The following is a 17470-nucleotide window of genomic DNA, read 5'->3' on the forward strand; positions in this document are numbered from 1 at the left end:
TCGGTAGTCTAGACCAGTGACCACCAACAGCCCTGGACTTTTCATCGCCTTCGAGGGCGGCGACGGCGCCGGCAAGTCCACCCAGGCGGCCCATCTTGCCGAGGCTCTGGAAACACGTGGCCTGACGGTCCTGCGGACCCGCGAACCCGGCGGGACGCCCATTGGCGAAAAACTGCGTTCCCTGGTCCTGGACCACGGCCATGGCCACATCGACGCCCACACCGAGGCACTCATCTTTGCTGCCTCCCGCGCGGCCCATGCCAGCCAGGTGATCCGCCCGGCACTGGAACGCGGCGAGGTTGTCCTGACGGACCGCTACATTGATTCGTCCGTGGCGTACCAGGGGGCCGGCCGCGATCTGGGCGCCGACGCCGTGCGTACCCTCAACGAATGGGCGACGTCCGGGCTGCAGCCCGACCTCACGGTGTTGCTGGACGTGGACCCCGCTGACGGCCGCCGCCGCCGCACAGCCGGCGACGCCGCCGAAGACCGCCTTGAGTCAGAGGCCGATGAGTTCCATTCAACAATCCGCGGGGCGTTCCTCGAACTGGCCTCCAGCCGGCCGGATACGTATCTGGTCCTGCCGGCGGATCTGCCCGTCAACGAACTGGCCGCGCGGATCCTCACCCGCGTTGATGCCTTGCTCGCGTCTGCAGGCCGGGGCGCCGCATGACTGTCTGGGACGACCTTCAGGGCCAGCCCGCCGTCGTCGAACAGCTCCGCCTTGCCTCGCGGGGAGAAGGACTGACCCATGCCTGGCTGTTCACGGGCCCGCCCGGATCCGGGCGTTCCAACGCCGCGAAGGCCTTCGCGGCCGCCCTCAACTGCGATCAGGACGACGTGGCCAGGCGCGGCTGCGGGGAGTGTCCCGCCTGCCTGACCATCCTCGGCGAGACCCATTCGGACGTGACGTACGTCAGGACCGAGAAGGTCACCATCACCATCGATGAAGCCCGCGACCTGGTATCCAAGGCCGGCAACCGGCCGTCGTCCGGGCGCTGGCGGATCATTGTGGTGGAAGACGCCGACCGCATGGCCGAGCGGACCACCAATGTGCTGCTGAAGGCCATCGAGGAACCCACGCCGCGGACCATCTGGATGCTGTGCGCACCGTCGCCCGCTGACGTCCTGGTGACCATCCGTTCGCGCTGCAGGGCCGTGGCCCTGCGGCTGCCGCCGGCCGCCGACGTCGCCGCTTTGCTCGTTAAGCGCGACGGCGTGGACCCGGCACTCGCCGAACGCGCTGCCCGCGCGGCGCAAAGCCATGTGGGCATCGCCCGCCGGCTGGCGCGGGACCCCGAGGCGAGGGAACGCCGGCTGGAAACGGTGAGGTTCCCCCTGGGTCTGCGCGGCGTGACCGCAGCGGTGATGATGGCGGACAAGCTGGTGAAGATCGCCACCGCCGAAGCCAACAGTTCCAATGAAGAGCGCGACGCCGCCGAGAAGGCTGCGCTGCTGGCCACCCTGGGTGCCCCGGAGTCAGGGACGCTCCCGCCGACCATGCGCAGCCAGGTCAGGCAGCTTGAAGACGACCAGAAACGACGGGCCAAGCGATCCATCACGGACTCGCTGGACCGGACGCTGACGGACCTCCTGTCGTTCTACCGGGATGTGCTGATCATCCAGCTCGGGAACGCCGTGGAGCTGGTAAACGTTGAGCTCAGGGGTGAGCTGGAGGAATTCGCCGCCCGGTCTGCCCCGGAAACCACCCTCGCCCGCATGGACGCCATCAACAAAGCCCGCCAACGCATCACCACCACTAACGTTGCACCGCTGTTGACCATTGAGTCCATGGCAGCCAGCCTGATCTAGCAACTATTAGGAGACCGCTCGATGACTGCACGCCCCCTGCCCGCACGCTCCCGATCCCTGGTGATTGGGCTGCGGGCTGCCGGCGCCCTGATCCTGGCCCTGACGCTGGCCTCGTGCGGCCTCTTTGGCGGGGACACCCCGGACGCGGCCCCCGCTACGGCGAAGGCAGACCCTGCTATCGTGGCGTCCGCGCCCGCCGGCTTGGACACCTTCTACGCCCAGGAGGTTGTGTGGGAGCCCTGCGAAAACGGCTTCCAGTGCGCCAAGGTCACCGTGCCGATGGACTACGCGAAGCCGGACGGCGACACGATCCAGATAGCCGCGCTGAAGGCTCCCAGCACCGGCACGAAGACCGGCAGCCTGCTGGTCAACCCGGGCGGTCCGGGCGGGTCCGGCTACGACTTCGTCAAGGATGCCGCCGGCACGCACTTCTCGCAGTCTGTCCGGGCCAACTATGACCTGGTGGGCTTTGATCCGAGGGGCGTCAAACGTTCCGCCCCTGTTACGTGCCTGACGGATGCCGAACGGGACGCGTCCCGGGCAAAGGTCTACGCCCTCGATACCGATGCAGGGCTTGCCGCCGCGTTGACCGATAACAAGGCAATCGCCGCGCAGTGCGCCGCGAAGACGGGTCCGGTACTGGGCCACGTCGACACGGTCAGCGCGGCCAAGGACCTGGACATCCTGCGGGCCGTGGTCAATGACTCGAAGCTCAATTACCTGGGGTACTCCTACGGCACGTTCCTTGGTTCCACCTACGCCTCGCTCTTCCCGGACAACGTGGGCCGTATGGTCCTGGATGGCGCCCTGGATCCGTCCATCAGCAACGAGGAGCTGACCAGCGGCCAGGCCGTGGCGTTCGAAAAAGCCATCAGGGCCTACGTGGCCAGTTGCCAGCAGGAATCCTCGTGCCCGCTCAGCGGGAACGTGGACAGCGGAGTCCAGCAGATCCGCGACCTCATCACCGCCGTCCAGAACACACCTTGGCAGGCCAAGGACGGCCGCCTGGTGAACGCCACGATGTTCGTCAGCGGCCTCATCACTCCGCTGTATAACGACCAGAGCTGGCCCGCCCTGACCCAGGCCCTCGAAGCTGCACTGAACGGTGACGCCAGCCTGATGCTCCGTCTGGCGGACCTCGGCGCTGACCGCGGCGCCGACGGGAAGTACACGTCCAACTCCACCTTCGCCTTCGGCGCCATCAACTGCCTGGACTACCCCATGGTGTCCGACACTGCCGCCATGCGCGCGGAACAGCAACAGCTTATGCAGGCCTCCCCCACCCTGGGCTACTTCTTCGCCTACGGCGGCACCAACTGTGTGGACTGGCCGTACGAGACCCTGCGGACCCCCGCCCCGGTGGAATACACCGGCGACGCTCCCATCGTGGTCGTCGGAACCACCGGCGACCCTGCCACCCCCGTGGAATGGGCCGCATCCCTGCGCAAACAGCTGGGCAACGCCTCCCTGCTGACCTGGCAGGGAGAGGGCCACACCGCCTACGGCCGGGCCAACAGCTGCCTCGAAGACGCCGTGGACAAGTACCTTGTGGACGGAACGGTTCCCGCCGACAACACCGTCTGCTGAGGACTTCTGCTGAGGTGTTTGGGGCGCCCATTTTGACCCGGGCGCAGGGACTCTATTACAGTTGACTCTTGCATGAACCGCCCGGTTACGCCGGGCGAATTGTGCGGTGCTTCCTTAGCTCAGTCGGTAGAGCGTTTCACTCGTAATGAAAAGGTCATCAGTTCGATTCTGATAGGAAGCTCGGGACAAACCCCGTATTGTCGTTGATTTCGACGATGATACGGGGTTTTTCGCTGGTTAAGCCCTCCGGCAGCCCGCCGCATTGAGCTGGGCCGCCGACGGCAGTTTCCCTGTGGTCCACCGAAATTCATCCCTCCGTCATCTTCCACTGCTAGTGTCCGGCCATGGATGAACTATTGCTGGTACCGGGTTCTGCCGCTGCACGTGATCTGTTGAACCGGTCGGGGTACGACGTCGCCTTCCTGGGTGTACAGGTTCCTCTGCCGATTCTGGCCGACACGAAAACGATCCTGCTGCCCTACACCCATTTCTCGGTGCTCATGCGGCTGGACAAGCGCCTGGCCGCCGTCACGGCCCTCGGCATCGACGGGGAGAAGCTGATGGAACTGGACCGATCCGGGATCCAATGGCAGCTGGATCCAAGGTTGGCCGAGGACCAGCAGACCGGTGAGCAGCTCTACGCCCGGAACGACCTTGATAGAGGACACCTGGTCCGGCGCGCCTCAGCCGTCTGGGGTCATACGCGACAGGAGGCCGCCCAAGCGAATGAGGACACGTTCCACTACACAAACGCCGTGCCCCAGGCTGCGAAGTTCAACCAGAGCCTGGACCTGTGGCTGGGGTTGGAGTCCTACCTGCTGGAGCATGCCGCCGACCACGGCCGGCGGCTGATCGTGTTCACCGGACCCATTTTCGGGGACAATGACCCGGTGTACCGCGGCGTGGAGATTCCGCTGCTGTTCTTCAAGGTCGCCGCATTCCTCCAAGACGGGGAGCTTGCGGCCACCGGCTACATCGTGGACCAGACACCACAACTGGCCGACCTGCCCGACGTGCCCCGCCCGGGCGCCGTGGACGAGGCCCCGCCCCTGGGCCCGTTCCGGACCTTCCAGGTCCCCGTCCGCGATATCGCCGCCGTCACCGGCCTGGATCTGGACCAGCTCGTGGCCGTTGACCGGATGCCCATCGCCGCAGAACTACCCACCGCCCGGGTGAAGTCGACGTGGCGGACGCTCGTGTCTCCGGAGGACCTGGACCTGGACTTCGATCTGAACGGAGACTAGAGCCCCGGCCTGACGGTGAGTTCGACCGGCGAAGCTTCCACGGGACCGCCGCACTGGGCCGAGCCGCCCACCCGCTTCCAGTCCAGGTCGGCTTCCTTCTCGGCGAGGACCTCGCCCGTGGCAGACAGCGCTTTAGCGGTCACGTGGTCAGGAGAGCTCATGCTGACGGTGAACCGCCAGGTATCGGCGTCGATCCTTTCAGCGTAGAACAGGGCCATGGTCGGCTGGGCTTCCGGAGTGGGCGAGGCCCTGGCATCCAGCGGTGTTGTCATGACAATGCGCGGTGCTGTTGTCCCAGGCTCCGGTCGCAACTCCGAACAAGCGCCATCGGCGCACAGCTGGACGGTATCCACACGCGAGACGTCACCCGCCAGTTCAACCGTGATGGAGTTGACCCACCCGATGGCCGGACAGACTTTCGAGCAGCCGGCCACCGGGATGCAGACTGCCAACATCAGAACGGCCGACCGGACAAGGAGCCCCCACACTCTTCTCATGCGGCCAGTCTAGGCGGCACACATACCCTTCGGCTCCGGAGCCCGCCCCCTATGATGGCGAGCATGGATGACAAGGCGCTGACGGCTATCGCGTTCGAACTGTATGCCCTGCCTTTCGAGGAATTTGTGGCTGCCCGGACCGCCGCAGCCAAGGCAGCCGCCGGTTCCGGGAAGGATCTCCCGGCTGCCGTCAAGGCGTTGCCAAAACCGTCAGCGGCGGCCTGGGCCGTCAACATGCTGGCCATCCATGAGCCAGGAGTGCTCGCGCAGCTTTCCGAGCTCGGCCAACGGATGCGGTCGGCCCAGGCATCCCTCGACGCCGCCGCCCTCCGGGAACTGGCGCGGGAGCGCCGCACCCTGCTGGGGACCGCCGTCGACACCGCCCGCGCCGTTGCAGAACGCCAGGGGCGCAGCATCAGCGCCACCATCGCCGCCGACGTCGAGCGGACCCTGCAGGCGATGACCGCCGACGAAGGTGCCACAGCCGCCGTCCAAAGCGGACTGCTGGTCCAGGCGCTGTCCGCCGACGGCGTGGACACGGTTGATCTCGATGGGGCCGTAGCGGTGCCCGGGGCCTTGCCGGCGCCGCGCGCCACGCCGCTGTCCACCACCACGCAGCGCACTACCAAACAGCCACCGGCGGCTACCGCACCGGAAGAAGAACGGACGACGGCGGAGCACGGCACCCGCAAACATGCGGACCAGCCGCGCCTCAAGGCTGTCCGGGAGACTCCGCGGCCGGCGTCCCCCTCGGCCCTGGAGAAAGCCAGCGCTGCCTTGGGCGAGGCCAAGGCAGCAGAGGAGGAGTCCGCCCGGCTGGCCGCGGACCGGCAAAGGCAGCTGGCAGACACGGAGGCCGAAGTCGCGGACCTGACCCGCGAAACACGCCAGCTCCGCGACCGGATCAAAGCCGCGGAGGAGCAGCTGGACAGCGCCAGGAAAATCCTGGGCACGGCTGCCGCCGAAGCCAAGCAGGCGGCCCGGGCAGCAGATAAGGCCAAGCGTTCGGCCATGCTCGCGCAGGAGCGCGTGCTACGCCTGGGCAACACGCGGGACTGATGAACGGTTAATGTCAGACCCCGGTTGCAGACTGGATTTATGGAAAACCAACTTGCACAGGAATTTCACGTCACGTACTTCGACGCCGATTGCGGCCGGATCCGCAGTGAAATCTTCGACTCACTGAGGGAAGCCGAGCGTTTCGCCAGCCGGAACTGCGGCACCGAGGAATCGTGGGCCGTTATTGACGCTGTTGCCGTGGGGCAGGCCAGGATCGCCGCCTGAGGCTCAGCCGGAAATACCGCTCAGCCGGAACGGCTTTCGGGCTGGCCACCGGCGGCGGCATCCTCGGCGAGCCGGCGTTCGGCGTCGGCCACCTGCTCAAAGACTGATTCCGCGCGGCGGCGTACCGAGGCCGCGCCCACCGGGACGGGACCGACGGCGAGCCGCAGCATTGCGGCAGCCTCGGCAGTGGTGGCCAGTGAATTGCCTGCCTTCGACAGCGACCGGTGCACACCGGCCAAGTCTCCAGGAATGTCCAGCCCCTCGCTGGGCGAACGTCGCTGGGCCTCGACGCAAACAACACGGACACGTTCCAGGAGCCCCGCCAGCTCGTTCGCGACTTCCACGAGTTCCGCATAAAGCTGCTCGTCCTCGACGCCTTCGAGGACCTGGTGATATCGGTCCAGGCCACGGTGGAAACGATCGTGGGCGCGGCGCCAAAGGCCCTTGCCCAGCTCAGCATCGTCCTTGCGCCCTTGGCGGGCGGCAGTAAAGAATCCCACGCAGGAACCTAGAGGTACTGGCCGGGACCGTGGTCCGGGTCCTCCGGCCGGCCTGACGGCACCGGACCGGAATGCTGGCCGGCAGCGGCCCTCTGCGGCTCGCCGTTCTCCCCAATAACCACACCAGGGGCGATCATGGTGCCCGGCGGAAGCTGCTTCATGTGCAGCTGCGCGGCGGTCTGCTCCCGTGCGGCGTGCTGGGCTGCGATGGCCGTCTGGATGCCGTGGAAGAGGCCTTCCAGCCACCCCACCAGCTGCGCCTGGGCGATCCGAAGCTCGGCGTCGGACGGTGTGGTGTTCTCCGGGAAGGGCAGGCTGATCCGTTCCAGTTCTTCAACGAGCTCCGGTGCCAGCCCGTCCTCCAGCTCCTTGATGGAACGTTCGTGGATCTCGGCCAGGCGTTCGCGCGCGGCGTCGTCCAGTGGAGCCGACTTAACCTCCGCCAGGAGCTGCCGGATCATGGTGCCGATCCGCATGACTTTCGCAGGCTCGTCCACAAGGTCCTGCAGGTTGCTGCCCTTGGCCTTGCCCCCGAGTGACGTGCTCGACGCCGCCGGGCCGGTAGTCACCGGGCCTGCAGCGCCGGGGCCGGCGCCGGCTCCAGCCGGGATGGGCACAGCCGGCATGGCCGGTTCGCCGTTGTCGAGGGTCCTGCCCTCAACGGGGACATCATCAGGCTGAGTGTCTGTGGGATCGCTCATGCGTTCATACTCTCACGAGCCGAGGACGGGCAGTCCAGTTGATGAAGCAGCCTAGTTGATGAAGCAGCACAGTAGATGAGGCCGGCCAGCCGATGAAGGCTGGCCGGCCGTCAGCGTCAGCAGCACCGGCCCTGCGGGTTGGAGTCCTGGCGGTCCGTCCGGTCCCGCCAGAACTCGCGTTCCGTCAGCGGTGGCTCCCCATGTCCGGCCGCGCGGTGGTGGTCCAGGTACTTGGCGTACGCATCAGCACCGAGCACGCCGCCGAGGTACCGGGCGAAACCCCGGAACCCTGTTGCCACCACGGCCAGACCGGGGCTCATTTGTGGTGACCTGCCCTTTCGAAGCGCAAATCGGCCGGCAGCTTGTTCCACTCGGCCTCCAGCTCACGTTCCGCGGGTGTGGGGATCAGCCCGGCGGGCGCGAAGACCTTCGAGGGCCGGGCCTCGTCCTCGTTGTCAACGTTCGGCAACCCAGCGGAATGGTTGCGGAAGGCCTTGATGGTGGCCACCAGTGCCATGGCGATGACGATAATACTGAGCACCACAAAGATGACGGACAGCCAGCCCTGGATCGCGGTGTTGCGCACCACGGCTTCCATGGCGGCGACGCTCTTGGCTGTGCCGAACTCGGTCTTGCCGTCCGCGAGTGCCTTGCTGAAGGCTGCATTGTTGGCGAAGTAGCCGACGGCGGGCGTTGAGGAGAAGATCTTCTGGTAACTCGCGGTGATGGTCACCACCGCCGCGAACGCCAGCGGTACGGCCACGATCCAGAGGTATTTGAAGCTCCCCCGCTTGGCGACGATGGCCAGGCACACGGACAGCGCGATCGCGGCCAGCAGCTGGTTGGCGATGCCGAACAGCGGGAACAGCGTGTTGATGCCACCCAGCGGATCGGTCACGCCCATGAGCAGCACGGCACCCCACGCGGCCACCATAACGGCGGTGCACAGCCAGGCTCCCGGACGCCACGAGTGCTCCTTGAACTTCGGGATGAAGTTGCCGATGGAGTCCTGCAGCATAAAGCGCGCAACGCGTGTACCGGCGTCCACTGCGGTGAGGATAAACAGCGCCTCGAACATGATGGCGAAGTGGTACCAGAACGCCATCAGGGCCGTGCCGCCGATGAACTGCTGCATGATGTGGGCGAGTCCCACGGCAAGTGTGGGCGCGCCGCCGGTCCGGGACACAATGCTTTGCTCCCCGACGTTGGCTGCCGTCTCCGCGAGCATGGCCGGGTTGACGTTGACTCCGGCGAGGCCAAGGCTGTTGACCCAGGCGGCCGCGGTTTCCACGGTGCCGCCGGTCAGGGCGGCCGGCGCGTTCATGGCGAAGTACAGCCCGCGGTCAATGGAGATGGCCGCGACCAGCGCCATGATGGCCACAAACGACTCCATCAGCATGCCGCCGTAGCCGATGAAGCGGGTCTGGCGTTCCTTCTCGATCAGTTTCGGGGTAGTGCCCGAGGAGATCAGGGCATGGAAGCCGGATAGCGCCCCGCAGGCAATGGTGACAAACAGGAACGGGAACAGGGCACCGGGGAAGACCGGCCCGTTGTCCCTGCTGGCGAACTCGCTGAAGGCCGGGACAGTGATCTCCGGGCGGACCACGATGATGGCCAGTGCCAGCATCACGATCACGCCGATCTTCATAAACGTGGAGAGGTAATCGCGGGGGGCCAGGAGCAGCCAGACCGGAAGGATGGCGGCAATGAAGCCATAGACAATAAGGCCCCAGGCAATGGTCACCTTGTCCAGGGTGAAGAACGCGGAGCCCCATTCGGTCTCCGCCACCAGGCCGCCGCCGATGATCGCGGCCATCAGGAGCACAAAGCCGATCAGGGAGACTTCCATGATCTTGCCCGGCCGGATGTAGCGCAGGTAGACGCCCATAAACAGCGCAATCGGGATGGTCATACCCACCGAGAACACGCCCCACGGGCTTTCGCCCAGGGCGTTGACGACGACGAGCGCGAGGATCGCCACGATGATCACCATGATGAGCAGCGTGGCGATCAGTGCTGCCGTGCCGCCGATGACGCCCAGTTCTTCGCGGGCCATCTGGCCGAGGGAACGGCCGCCGCGGCGCATGGAGAAGAACATCACCAGGTAGTCCTGGACGGCACCTGCAAGCACAACGCCGATGATGATCCAGATGGTGCCGGGGAGGTAGCCCATCTGGGCCGCGATGATGGGTCCGACCAGCGGGCCGGCACCCGCGATGGCGGCGAAGTGGTGGCCGAACAGCACGTTGCGGTCCGTGCGGACATAGTCCTTGCCGTCAGCCTTGTATTCCGCCGGCGTGGCGCGGCGGTCATCCGGCTTGGTGATGAGGCGTTCGATCACCTTGGAGTAGAAGCGGTAACCGATCAGGTAAGTACAGACCGAGGCAAAAACGAACCAGATCGCATTGACGGTTTCGCCCCGGACGATGGCCAGCATGAACCAGGCGACGCCGCCGAGCAGTGCGATGGCTGCCCACAGGGCGATCTTGGCCGGGGTCCATTTCTTATCCTCAGCCTCGCGGACGGCCTCATCCACTGCCGTTGGCGGAAGCTTCGGATCGGCGGTCAATGGGCCGCTTCCTTTCGCTGCACGTACCGGTTCGTCAGGCCTGCTGGCCATGTCTCCTCCTTGAGAATTGGTGCTTCAGTGAGTTGCTCAAAGGCACCCTACCAACGCCGCACCAACGAGGAGGCGGCATTCTGCCCGCGCCGTGTGTCATTGCGGTGAACGGCGGGCGGGAGGCGCCGAGCGCACAAAAGCCCCCGTTCAGGGTTTCCTGGACGGAGGCCTTCGTGACTAATCCCGGGCGGGAGCCGTGGCTACGCGTGTGCGTAAGTGAGGCAGTCCGCGTTGTCAGCGCCGGGGCCCACATGGACTTCGGAGGCGTTGCACATCAGGTGGTCGTTGTGGACGCACTCGGAGCGCTGGCAGGCTCCGACATCCGCCAGGACCTTGGGCAGCCCGCCGTGTGTGCCGGTGTCGATGAACGTGGCGCAGCTGGCGTGGTCTTTGCTTCCGCCAACCGTGATGGCGTGGGCCGTACAGCCTTCGTGGTCATTAAACGAGCAACGGGTAACACTGCAATCGGCAACATGTGTTGTCATAAGAGGTTCCTCCGTACTTCGGCCGTCCGGGACGGACAGCGTCCTGGGTCCCACCGTAGGCCTGTTGGGCCCGATCAAAAAGACCCAACTTTGTGACCTAATTCCGGTGCTCCCCCGCTCAGCTGCCTCGGCAGACCGCTCAGGTCCCCACCTCCCGGCGGGACACCGGAAGCCTCGCCCGGGTAAACAGCCACGCCAGGGCCGCACCGGTGAGCGGCACCGCTATCAGCAGCGCCACGAGCTGGAGCCAAGGAACGACGGCGGTCCGCGCCATCCCGGTTGCGGTCACCAGCAGCACGGCCGGCACTATCCCGGCAACACTTCCCAACACAGTTCCGAGCCCCGCCGTCATCAGCGCCTGCGAACCCGCGAGCGCCTTCCGCAAGCGCGGGGCCGCACCCACGCCGGCAAGCGTCACGTGGTCTTTCCGCGAGTCCGCCATGGACAGGCCCGTGGTGATGCCTGCCGCGCTGAGCGTGATGAGCGCACCCAGGCCCACGATGGACCAGAGGATCAGCGAGTCGTCCTGCGCCGGTCCGCGCTCCACGTACGGGGTCCCGTAGCGGTCCTTGTAGATGCTGGCGAGCGCTTCGGAAATTTTGTCCGCCTGGGCGGCATCAGGGTAGGCGCTGAACTGGACCAGCAGGGCGCTGTCATCCACTCGCATGCCGGCCGCCGCGGCAGCTTCCGGGGATACCACCCCGTAGTACGGCACATTGACGGCCGGCTCCAGCACGGCCGCAGCCACGTCCGTCCGCGCCGTCTCCTCGTAGCCCTGGAAGGCACCTGTGGCGGGGTCGGCGCGCGCGGGCTTGCGCACGTCCCGCGCCACCAGCGATGCCTGCCCGTCACGGACGAACACAGGGTTTGTGACTACCATTCCGCCGGCGGCCAGCACATCGCGGGCTTCCCCCGTCGGGGCAGTTCCGAACAGCCTCTCGATATCATCGGCAGTCCCGACCACTATCGAGTCGGCCCTTCCCTGGGACTCATAGGGACGCATTGGCCCCTGGCAGCGCCAGTCCTCCGGGTCGAGGACTCGCCCGCCCGCTGTTACGGGACACGCGTTGCCTTCCGGTGTGGCCAACGAATACTGCAGGCAGCTCGACGTCGGTGTCTGGGCGGGTGAGGCGTCAACCAGGTCCGGCTGCATTTCGCAGTTCCGGATGGCGGCTGTGCGTAGGACACCGGTCCATTCAACGGTGTCCACTGCCCCGTCCAGGGCGGACACCACTGCTGCGGGGTCAATCCGTAACGGGTCCGGCATAGTGCCGTCAGCCAGCAGGGGCTGCCATACGGACAACGGCAGGACCGCCTGGTTCTGCAACGCGGACCAGTTGTGGTTTTGCTGCTCGTTCGCCTGCTGGCTGGCGGCCAGCACCATGCCGGCACTGGCCAGGGTTGCAGCGGCAAGGACGGCAGCAACCGCCGGAACCGTCCGGCTGCGGTTCCGGGAAGAGTCCCGGGCGGCCATGCGCGCAGCCAGGGGAAGGCCTCCGGCACGCTTGGCAAGAAGTGCCACCATCTTGCCGGTCAGCAGGACCAGCGACGTAACGCCCAGTACCGCGCCGCCCAGCAGGAACCAGACAATCACCGGCGTCCTTGAGCTGAACACATCAGGGTCTTCGCTGCTGACGGCGAGCCACGTGCCGGCCGCGAGTGACGCGGCAGCCACGCCCAGCAGGACAGCACCCACCACCGCGGACTTCTTGCCCGCCGGCGCCGGGGCCCGCCCCGATTTGAGCGCGCCCAGAACAGCCTGGCGCGCCACCTGCCGCGCCGGGGCCAAGGCAGCCAGCAAGCACGCCACGTAGCCCATGACCATCACCAGGACCGTCAACAAGGCGTCCGGATGGAAGCCCGGGAAACGGACCGATCCGTTCAGGCGTGCCACCATCACCACCCCGGCGGCCGCAGCCAGTCCCACCGCGGCGCCGGCCGCCACGCCGAGGCCGCCGAGCCACAGGCCAGCCGCCATCACCACCGAACGGATAGTAGGAATTTCGGCCCCGGTCGCGGCGAGCAGGGCCAGCTCCCGGACCTGCCCCTTGGCGCCCACGGCAAAAGCGGCTCCCGCCAGCAGGCCCACCTCCAGCAATGCGAGGGCGCCCAGCAGCGCCCCGGCCGCGTAGGTGGTGAGCGGCAGCGACGCGCTGGACGAGGTCCCTGCGCCCTCCGGCCCGCGCTCCTGGGACGGCGGATTCAGCACCACGGACCTGGACAGCACCGTGACACCCACGGCGTTGGCCGCCAGGACCTGGCTCCAGGTCACTGGCTCGGAACCCACCAGGTAATACATGGTGGACTTGATGGCCGACGCGGCTGGCACCGGACCGGCGGAGGCTGGCGCCGGGGCGCCAACACTGCCCTGGCCGGGTTTGAGGTAGACGATGGAGTTGCTGTCCGAATAGCCCGCATCGCGGAGGGTTCCGACCGCGACAAACGTCCCCGCCGACGTCGCCAGTTCCTCCCCCAGTTCCAGCCCGAATCGCTCCAGCAGCCCCCGCGATACGAGCATCTCGGCATCGGTCCCGGGGGCCCTGCCATCCAGCAAGGTGTATTTTCCGGCAAATGCCGGGGCCGTGGCGTCCACCGCGCGGCCCACCACACGCACGTGCGCCGCACCCGATTCGGCGGTGAGGTCGAGGGTGGATTCCGTGAGGACGTCGTAGCCGGCCGGAATCGCGTCCTGCGGATCGGTCGGCGTGAAGTCAGGGTTCCTGTCCCAGTCGCTGGTGGTGATCTGCAGCTCTTCGACCGGGTGCTGGACCATAACGCCGTTGGCCATGGGCATGGGCCGGAACCGCGCCTGGGTGGTGCCGAGCTCGTACTGCACGCGCTCGGCGGCGGTTTCCTGGGTGCTCTGGACCAGGGTGACCGCCCCCGTCATGGCGGCCACGGGGAGCATGATCAGCAGGATGATCAGGAGGGAACGCCCTTTGTGGCGGCGGATATCGCGCCGCGCCATCCGCACGGCGACACGGAAAGCCTGCCGGCGCCCGCCGGGCGCCGGTGCGAGGGTGAGTGCCACGTCAGTAGCCGGCCTGCGTGAGGAGCATGGCGGGATCGTGCATGGCCGCTGCCTGGTCCACGATCCGGCCGTCCCGGAGGAACACCACCCGGTCAGCCCACGCGGCATGCCGGGCCTCATGAGTCACCAGCATCACGGCCGCACCGGCGTCGGCACGGCTCCGCAGCACCTCCATGACGCCATGGCCGGTGGTGGAATCCAGGGCCCCGGTGGGTTCGTCGGCCAGGATCAGCCGGCGGTCACCCACGATGGCCCGTGCGATGGCCACCCGCTGTTGCTGTCCGCCGGACATCTGATCCATAAAGCGGTCCGCGAGTTCCGGGATGCCCACCTGCCGCAGCGCATCCAGCGCCTGGCGTTGCGCCTTCCGGGTGGCCGTCCCGTCCAGTTCCAGCGGCAGCGCCACGTTCTCGGCCGCCGTCAGGGTGGGGACAAGGTTGAAGTCCTGGAAGACATAGCCGACGGCGCGGCGGCGCAACCGGGCGAGTTCGTTCAGTCCCAGCCCGCCCAGTGGTGTTGATTCCACAAAGACACCGCCCGACGTCGGCCGGTCAAGTCCCCCGGCCAGCGCCAGGAGGGAGGATTTCCCGGAGCCTGACGGACCCATCACGGCGACGAACTCGCCGGCTCTGATACTGAGGTCGACCTCGCGCAGCGCGGCGACCGCCGTCGCGCCTTCACCGAACGTCCTGCTGACCTTGGCGAGTTCCAGGACCTGCTGCGGCCCCTGGACGCTCACCGGCGGCTATCCGCGATGAGCGGGGCAGCCTCTTCCACAGTGACCCCGTTGGACGATTTGCGTGGTGTGGCCTGGCCCGCGGTCTGCGCCTGCTGCAGCATCCGCGCCTCGCAGAGGTCCAGCCAGCGGACCTCCGCTTCCGTCTGGAAGATCAGCGAATCCAGCACCAGGAGCCAGGCGGTATCCGCAGCCCGCTGGTTGGCGGCCGTGTCGCGGCGGGCCTTGGTGTAGTCCTGCAGCGCCCGGATGGATGCCACCCGCTGGGCCTGGATGATGGCCTGCACATCCACGCCCGGCAGCGTGACCGCGAGCGCCAGTTTGATGGCCAGCTCGTTCCGCGGCGGGTTATTGCGCTCCACGGGGGCGGCAAACCAGTTCTTCACTTCCGCCGTGCCGGCGGCGGTGATGCTGTAGACCACGTGGCCTTCGCCGTCACTGCCGTCATTGCTGACCAGGCCGTCGCGTTCCAGCCTGTCCAGCGTGGTGTACACCTGCCCGATGTTCAGGGGCCAGGTGGACCCGGTGCGGTTCTCGAACTCAACCCTGAGCTGGTAGCCGTAACGCGGCTGGTCCTGCAGCAGGGCGAGGAGGCTGTGGCGGATGGACATGATGCTCCTAGCGGTGGCGTCAGCGTCGGTATGCACGGACCCCCAAGACCCGTGCATACCGCGTATAGAGTGAGGCTAACCCAGTCCGCCGCGCAAAGCAATACTCAGTATCTACCCGGCCTACATAACCAGCAGGATCTTGCCCACATGGTCGCCGCTGTCGAAGTACCGGTGGGCGGCCGCAACCTGGTCCAGCGGGAAGGTCTTGGCCACGAGCGGGCGGATCCGGCCGTCCGTGATGAGGGGCCACACGGATTCGCGCACGGCGTTCATGATGGCGCCCTTTTCCGCCACCGGGCGCGGCCTCAGTGCCGTGGCAACCACTGCCGCGCGCTTCCGCAGGAGCTGGCCAAGATCCAGCTCACCCTTGGCCCCGCCCTGCAGGCCGATGACAACGAGCCGGCCGTAGTCCGCGAGCGCATCAACGTTCTGCGCCAGGTATTTGGCACCCACGACGTCGAGGATCACGTCGGCACCCTTGCCGCCGTTCTGCCGCCGGAGGCTTTCGGGGAAGTCCTCTTCGGTGTAGTTGATGGCGATGTCCGCGCCCAGGAAAGCCTTCGCGGTCCCCACCTTTTCCGCGCTTCCCGCGGTGGTGGCCACCTTGGCGCCGAAGGCCTTGGCCAGCTGGATGGCCATGGTGCCGATCCCGCCGGTGGCGCCGTGGATCAGGACAGTTTCACCGGCCTGCAGCTGCGCCGTCATGATCAGGTTGGAGTAGACCGTGGCTGCGACTTCCGGCAGTGACGCAGCGGTGACCACATCAACGCCGTCGGGAATCCGCAGGACCTGCTCCGCCGGCACCGCTACCTGCTCCGCATAGCCTCCGCCGGCCAGCAGCGCCACCACTTTGTCACCGACGGAGAATGCCTTGGTGACACCGGGACCGAAGCCGGCGATCCGCCCGGAGACTTCCAGCCCCGGGATCTCGGACGCGCCGGGCGGGGGCGGGTAGAAGCCCCGGCGCTGCTGCACGTCCGCCCGGTTCAGGCCGGCGGCGACAACGTCGATCAACACCTCGCCCTGGCCGGGCACCGGCGCGTCCACTTCGCGGACTTCCAGAACCTCCGGACCACCGGGTTCTGCAATGTAGACGGCTTTCATGGAGAACTCCCGTTTTCTAGCTGATTCGTGCCCCAGAACCAGTGTGCACCGGACGCACGGCAGACTCTGTTTTGTTGCAGCCAACTGCCTATGAAACACTACTCGTTAGGGAAGGTTGTCCGAGCGGCCGAAGGAGCTAGTCTTGAAAACTAGTGTGCGGTAACCCCGTACCAAGAGTTCGAATCTCTTACCTTCCGCGAATGGAACCCCGGTCCGCCACAAGATGGCGAACCGGGGCTTCTTCGTTTAACGGCCCATGGCCGCCAGAGCGGAACCATTGAAACTGTCGGAGCCCGGACATAGGGTCGTTCCTGTTGCCACCCATCGACAGAAAGAGCTCATCATGCCTGCACCCGAGATCACCCCCGGCGCACCCTGCTGGATCGACCTCATGACCTCAGACATCACCAAAGCCCGCGAGTTCTACGGCGAACTCTTCGGCTGGGAGTACGAGACCGGCGACGAGGAGAAGTACGGCGGCTACACCACCGCACGGAAGAACGGCAAGACCGTGGCCGGGCTGATGCAGAAGGATGCGGACCAGGCAGGCATGCCTGACGTATGGTCCACATACCTCCGCTCGGACGACGCCGAGGCCACCGCGTCCGCCGTCACGGCCAACGGCGGCCAGGTCCACATGCCGCCCATGGATGTTCCGGAACAGGGCCACATGGCCATCTTCGGCGACGCCGCCGGTGCGGCAATCGGCGTGTGGCAGCCGCGCGAGATGAAGGGGTATGAACTCGTCGCCGAGCCCGGCGCAGCCGCATGGCACGAGCTCCACACCAAGGACTACGACGCCGCCGTGAAGTTCTACCAGGAGGTGTTCGGCTGGGACACGGACGTTATGAGCGATGCACCGGACTTCCGGTACACCACCCTGGGTGCCGGGGATTCCGCCAAGGCCGGCATCATGGACGCCTCCGGGTATCTGCCGGCTGACGTTCCGTCCAATTGGCAGGTCTACTTCAACGTCGAAGATGCGGACGCTTCGATTGAGAAGGCCGTTTCGCTCGGAGCCACCGTCATTGACGGGCCGGAGGACTCTCCGTTCGGCCGGCTCGCCTCGCTGGCCGACCCCACCGGTGCAATGTTCAAGATCATCGCATAAGTAAATTCCTTCGACGAAATACCGGCCGGCAGCTTTCATTAAAGCTACCGGCCGGTATTGTTTTGCCCCACGGACGTTTCGCCAAGTGCACTCACCATCAACCTTGCGTTCATGCGGCGCTGCTTTGCTGTGCCGGACACCACCTGA

Annotated in this window: 17 protein-coding genes and 2 tRNA genes; 9 read left to right on the plus strand and 10 right to left on the minus strand. The window is 66.6% G+C overall.

What is annotated here, in order from left to right; genetic code table 11:
- The first annotated feature begins 16 nt into the window (after window positions 1–16).
- The 5 genes from tmk (at window position 17) to ACX80V_RS20250 (ending at window position 4643) form a co-directional block, all read left to right on the plus strand.
- Window positions 17–673: a dTMP kinase gene (gene tmk, locus ACX80V_RS20230; protein ID WP_485844643.1), complete on the plus strand. Its 657-nt coding sequence runs from the start codon at window positions 17–19 to the stop codon at window positions 671–673.
- Window positions 670–1812 carry a DNA polymerase III subunit delta' gene (locus tag ACX80V_RS20235; protein ID WP_104063327.1) on the plus strand — a complete coding sequence of 381 codons (1143 nt, stop codon included), beginning with the start codon at window positions 670–672 and terminating at the stop codon, window positions 1810–1812. Before tmk ends, ACX80V_RS20235 begins: the two co-directional genes overlap by 4 nt.
- Window positions 1813–1833: 21 nt before the next feature.
- Window positions 1834–3399, plus strand: a complete 1566-nt coding sequence (locus ACX80V_RS20240) for an alpha/beta hydrolase (protein ID WP_485844644.1) — start codon at window positions 1834–1836, stop codon at window positions 3397–3399.
- 108 nt (window positions 3400–3507) lie between these two features.
- Window positions 3508–3580 (plus strand) — tRNA-Thr (locus tag ACX80V_RS20245).
- Window positions 3581–3743: 163 nt separating this feature from the next.
- Window positions 3744–4643 (plus strand): DNA/RNA non-specific endonuclease, encoded by a 900-nt coding sequence (locus ACX80V_RS20250; protein WP_485844645.1) that lies wholly within the window; start codon window positions 3744–3746, stop codon window positions 4641–4643.
- On the opposite strand, the gene ACX80V_RS20255 is transcribed toward ACX80V_RS20250, so the two are convergent.
- A complete protein-coding gene (locus tag ACX80V_RS20255) occupies window positions 4640–5140 on the minus strand; it encodes a hypothetical protein (protein WP_485844646.1) in 501 nt (166 codons plus the stop codon). The two genes, ACX80V_RS20250 and ACX80V_RS20255, sit on opposite strands and share 4 nt — an antisense overlap.
- A 63-nt stretch (window positions 5141–5203) precedes the next feature.
- Between ACX80V_RS20255 and ACX80V_RS20260 the strand changes: the two genes are divergently transcribed.
- Both ACX80V_RS20260 and ACX80V_RS20265 read left to right on the plus strand, forming a co-directional pair.
- Window positions 5204–6199, plus strand: coding sequence for a hypothetical protein (locus ACX80V_RS20260; protein ID WP_485844647.1), 996 nt, complete (start codon window positions 5204–5206; stop codon window positions 6197–6199).
- Window positions 6200–6238: 39 nt separating this feature from the next.
- Window positions 6239–6424 (plus strand): hypothetical protein, encoded by a 186-nt coding sequence (locus ACX80V_RS20265; RefSeq protein WP_058930046.1) that lies wholly within the window; start codon window positions 6239–6241, stop codon window positions 6422–6424.
- A 20-nt stretch (window positions 6425–6444) separates the two neighbouring features.
- Here the strand turns inward: ACX80V_RS20265 and ACX80V_RS20270 are convergent, their stop codons facing one another.
- The 9 genes from ACX80V_RS20270 to ACX80V_RS20310 form a co-directional block, all read right to left on the minus strand.
- Window positions 6445–6924 (minus strand): hypothetical protein, encoded by a 480-nt coding sequence (locus ACX80V_RS20270; protein ID WP_058930047.1) that lies wholly within the window; start codon window positions 6922–6924, stop codon window positions 6445–6447.
- A gap of 8 nt (window positions 6925–6932) precedes the next feature.
- On the minus strand, window positions 6933–7625 hold the full coding sequence (locus ACX80V_RS20275) for a bacterial proteasome activator family protein (RefSeq protein ID WP_485844648.1): 693 nt from the start codon (window positions 7623–7625) through the stop codon (window positions 6933–6935).
- Between the two features lie 116 nt (window positions 7626–7741).
- On the minus strand, window positions 7742–7945 hold the full coding sequence (locus ACX80V_RS20280) for a YbdD/YjiX family protein (protein ID WP_485844649.1): 204 nt from the start codon (window positions 7943–7945) through the stop codon (window positions 7742–7744).
- Window positions 7942–10245 carry a carbon starvation CstA family protein gene (locus ACX80V_RS20285; RefSeq protein ID WP_058930050.1) on the minus strand — a complete coding sequence of 768 codons (2304 nt, stop codon included), beginning with the start codon at window positions 10243–10245 and terminating at the stop codon, window positions 7942–7944. The genes ACX80V_RS20280 and ACX80V_RS20285 overlap by 4 nt, the downstream gene beginning before the upstream one ends.
- Before the next feature lie 200 nt (window positions 10246–10445).
- Window positions 10446–10730 carry a DUF1540 domain-containing protein gene (locus ACX80V_RS20290; protein ID WP_058930051.1) on the minus strand — a complete coding sequence of 95 codons (285 nt, stop codon included), beginning with the start codon at window positions 10728–10730 and terminating at the stop codon, window positions 10446–10448.
- 139 nt (window positions 10731–10869) lie between these two features.
- Window positions 10870–13761, minus strand: a complete 2892-nt coding sequence (locus ACX80V_RS20295; protein ID WP_485844650.1) for an ABC transporter permease family protein — start codon at window positions 13759–13761, stop codon at window positions 10870–10872.
- 1 nt (window position 13762) lies between these two features.
- Window positions 13763–14500: an ABC transporter ATP-binding protein gene (locus ACX80V_RS20300; protein WP_485844651.1), complete on the minus strand. Its 738-nt coding sequence runs from the start codon at window positions 14498–14500 to the stop codon at window positions 13763–13765.
- Window positions 14497–15108, minus strand: coding sequence for a PadR family transcriptional regulator (locus tag ACX80V_RS20305; RefSeq protein ID WP_485844652.1), 612 nt, complete (start codon window positions 15106–15108; stop codon window positions 14497–14499). The genes ACX80V_RS20300 and ACX80V_RS20305 overlap by 4 nt, the downstream gene beginning before the upstream one ends.
- A gap of 120 nt (window positions 15109–15228) precedes the next feature.
- Window positions 15229–16212 carry an NAD(P)H-quinone oxidoreductase gene (locus ACX80V_RS20310; protein WP_485844653.1) on the minus strand — a complete coding sequence of 328 codons (984 nt, stop codon included), beginning with the start codon at window positions 16210–16212 and terminating at the stop codon, window positions 15229–15231.
- Window positions 16213–16321: 109 nt separating this feature from the next.
- On the opposite strand from ACX80V_RS20310, the gene ACX80V_RS20315 reads away from it, so the two are divergent.
- Window positions 16322–16409: transfer RNA gene (locus tag ACX80V_RS20315), tRNA-Ser, on the plus strand.
- A gap of 146 nt (window positions 16410–16555) precedes the next feature.
- On the plus strand, window positions 16556–17323 hold the full coding sequence (locus ACX80V_RS20320) for a VOC family protein (protein WP_485844654.1): 768 nt from the start codon (window positions 16556–16558) through the stop codon (window positions 17321–17323).
- The last annotated feature ends 147 nt before the right edge of the window (window positions 17324–17470 follow it).

This window comes from Pseudarthrobacter arbutini, from assembly GCF_054510915.1.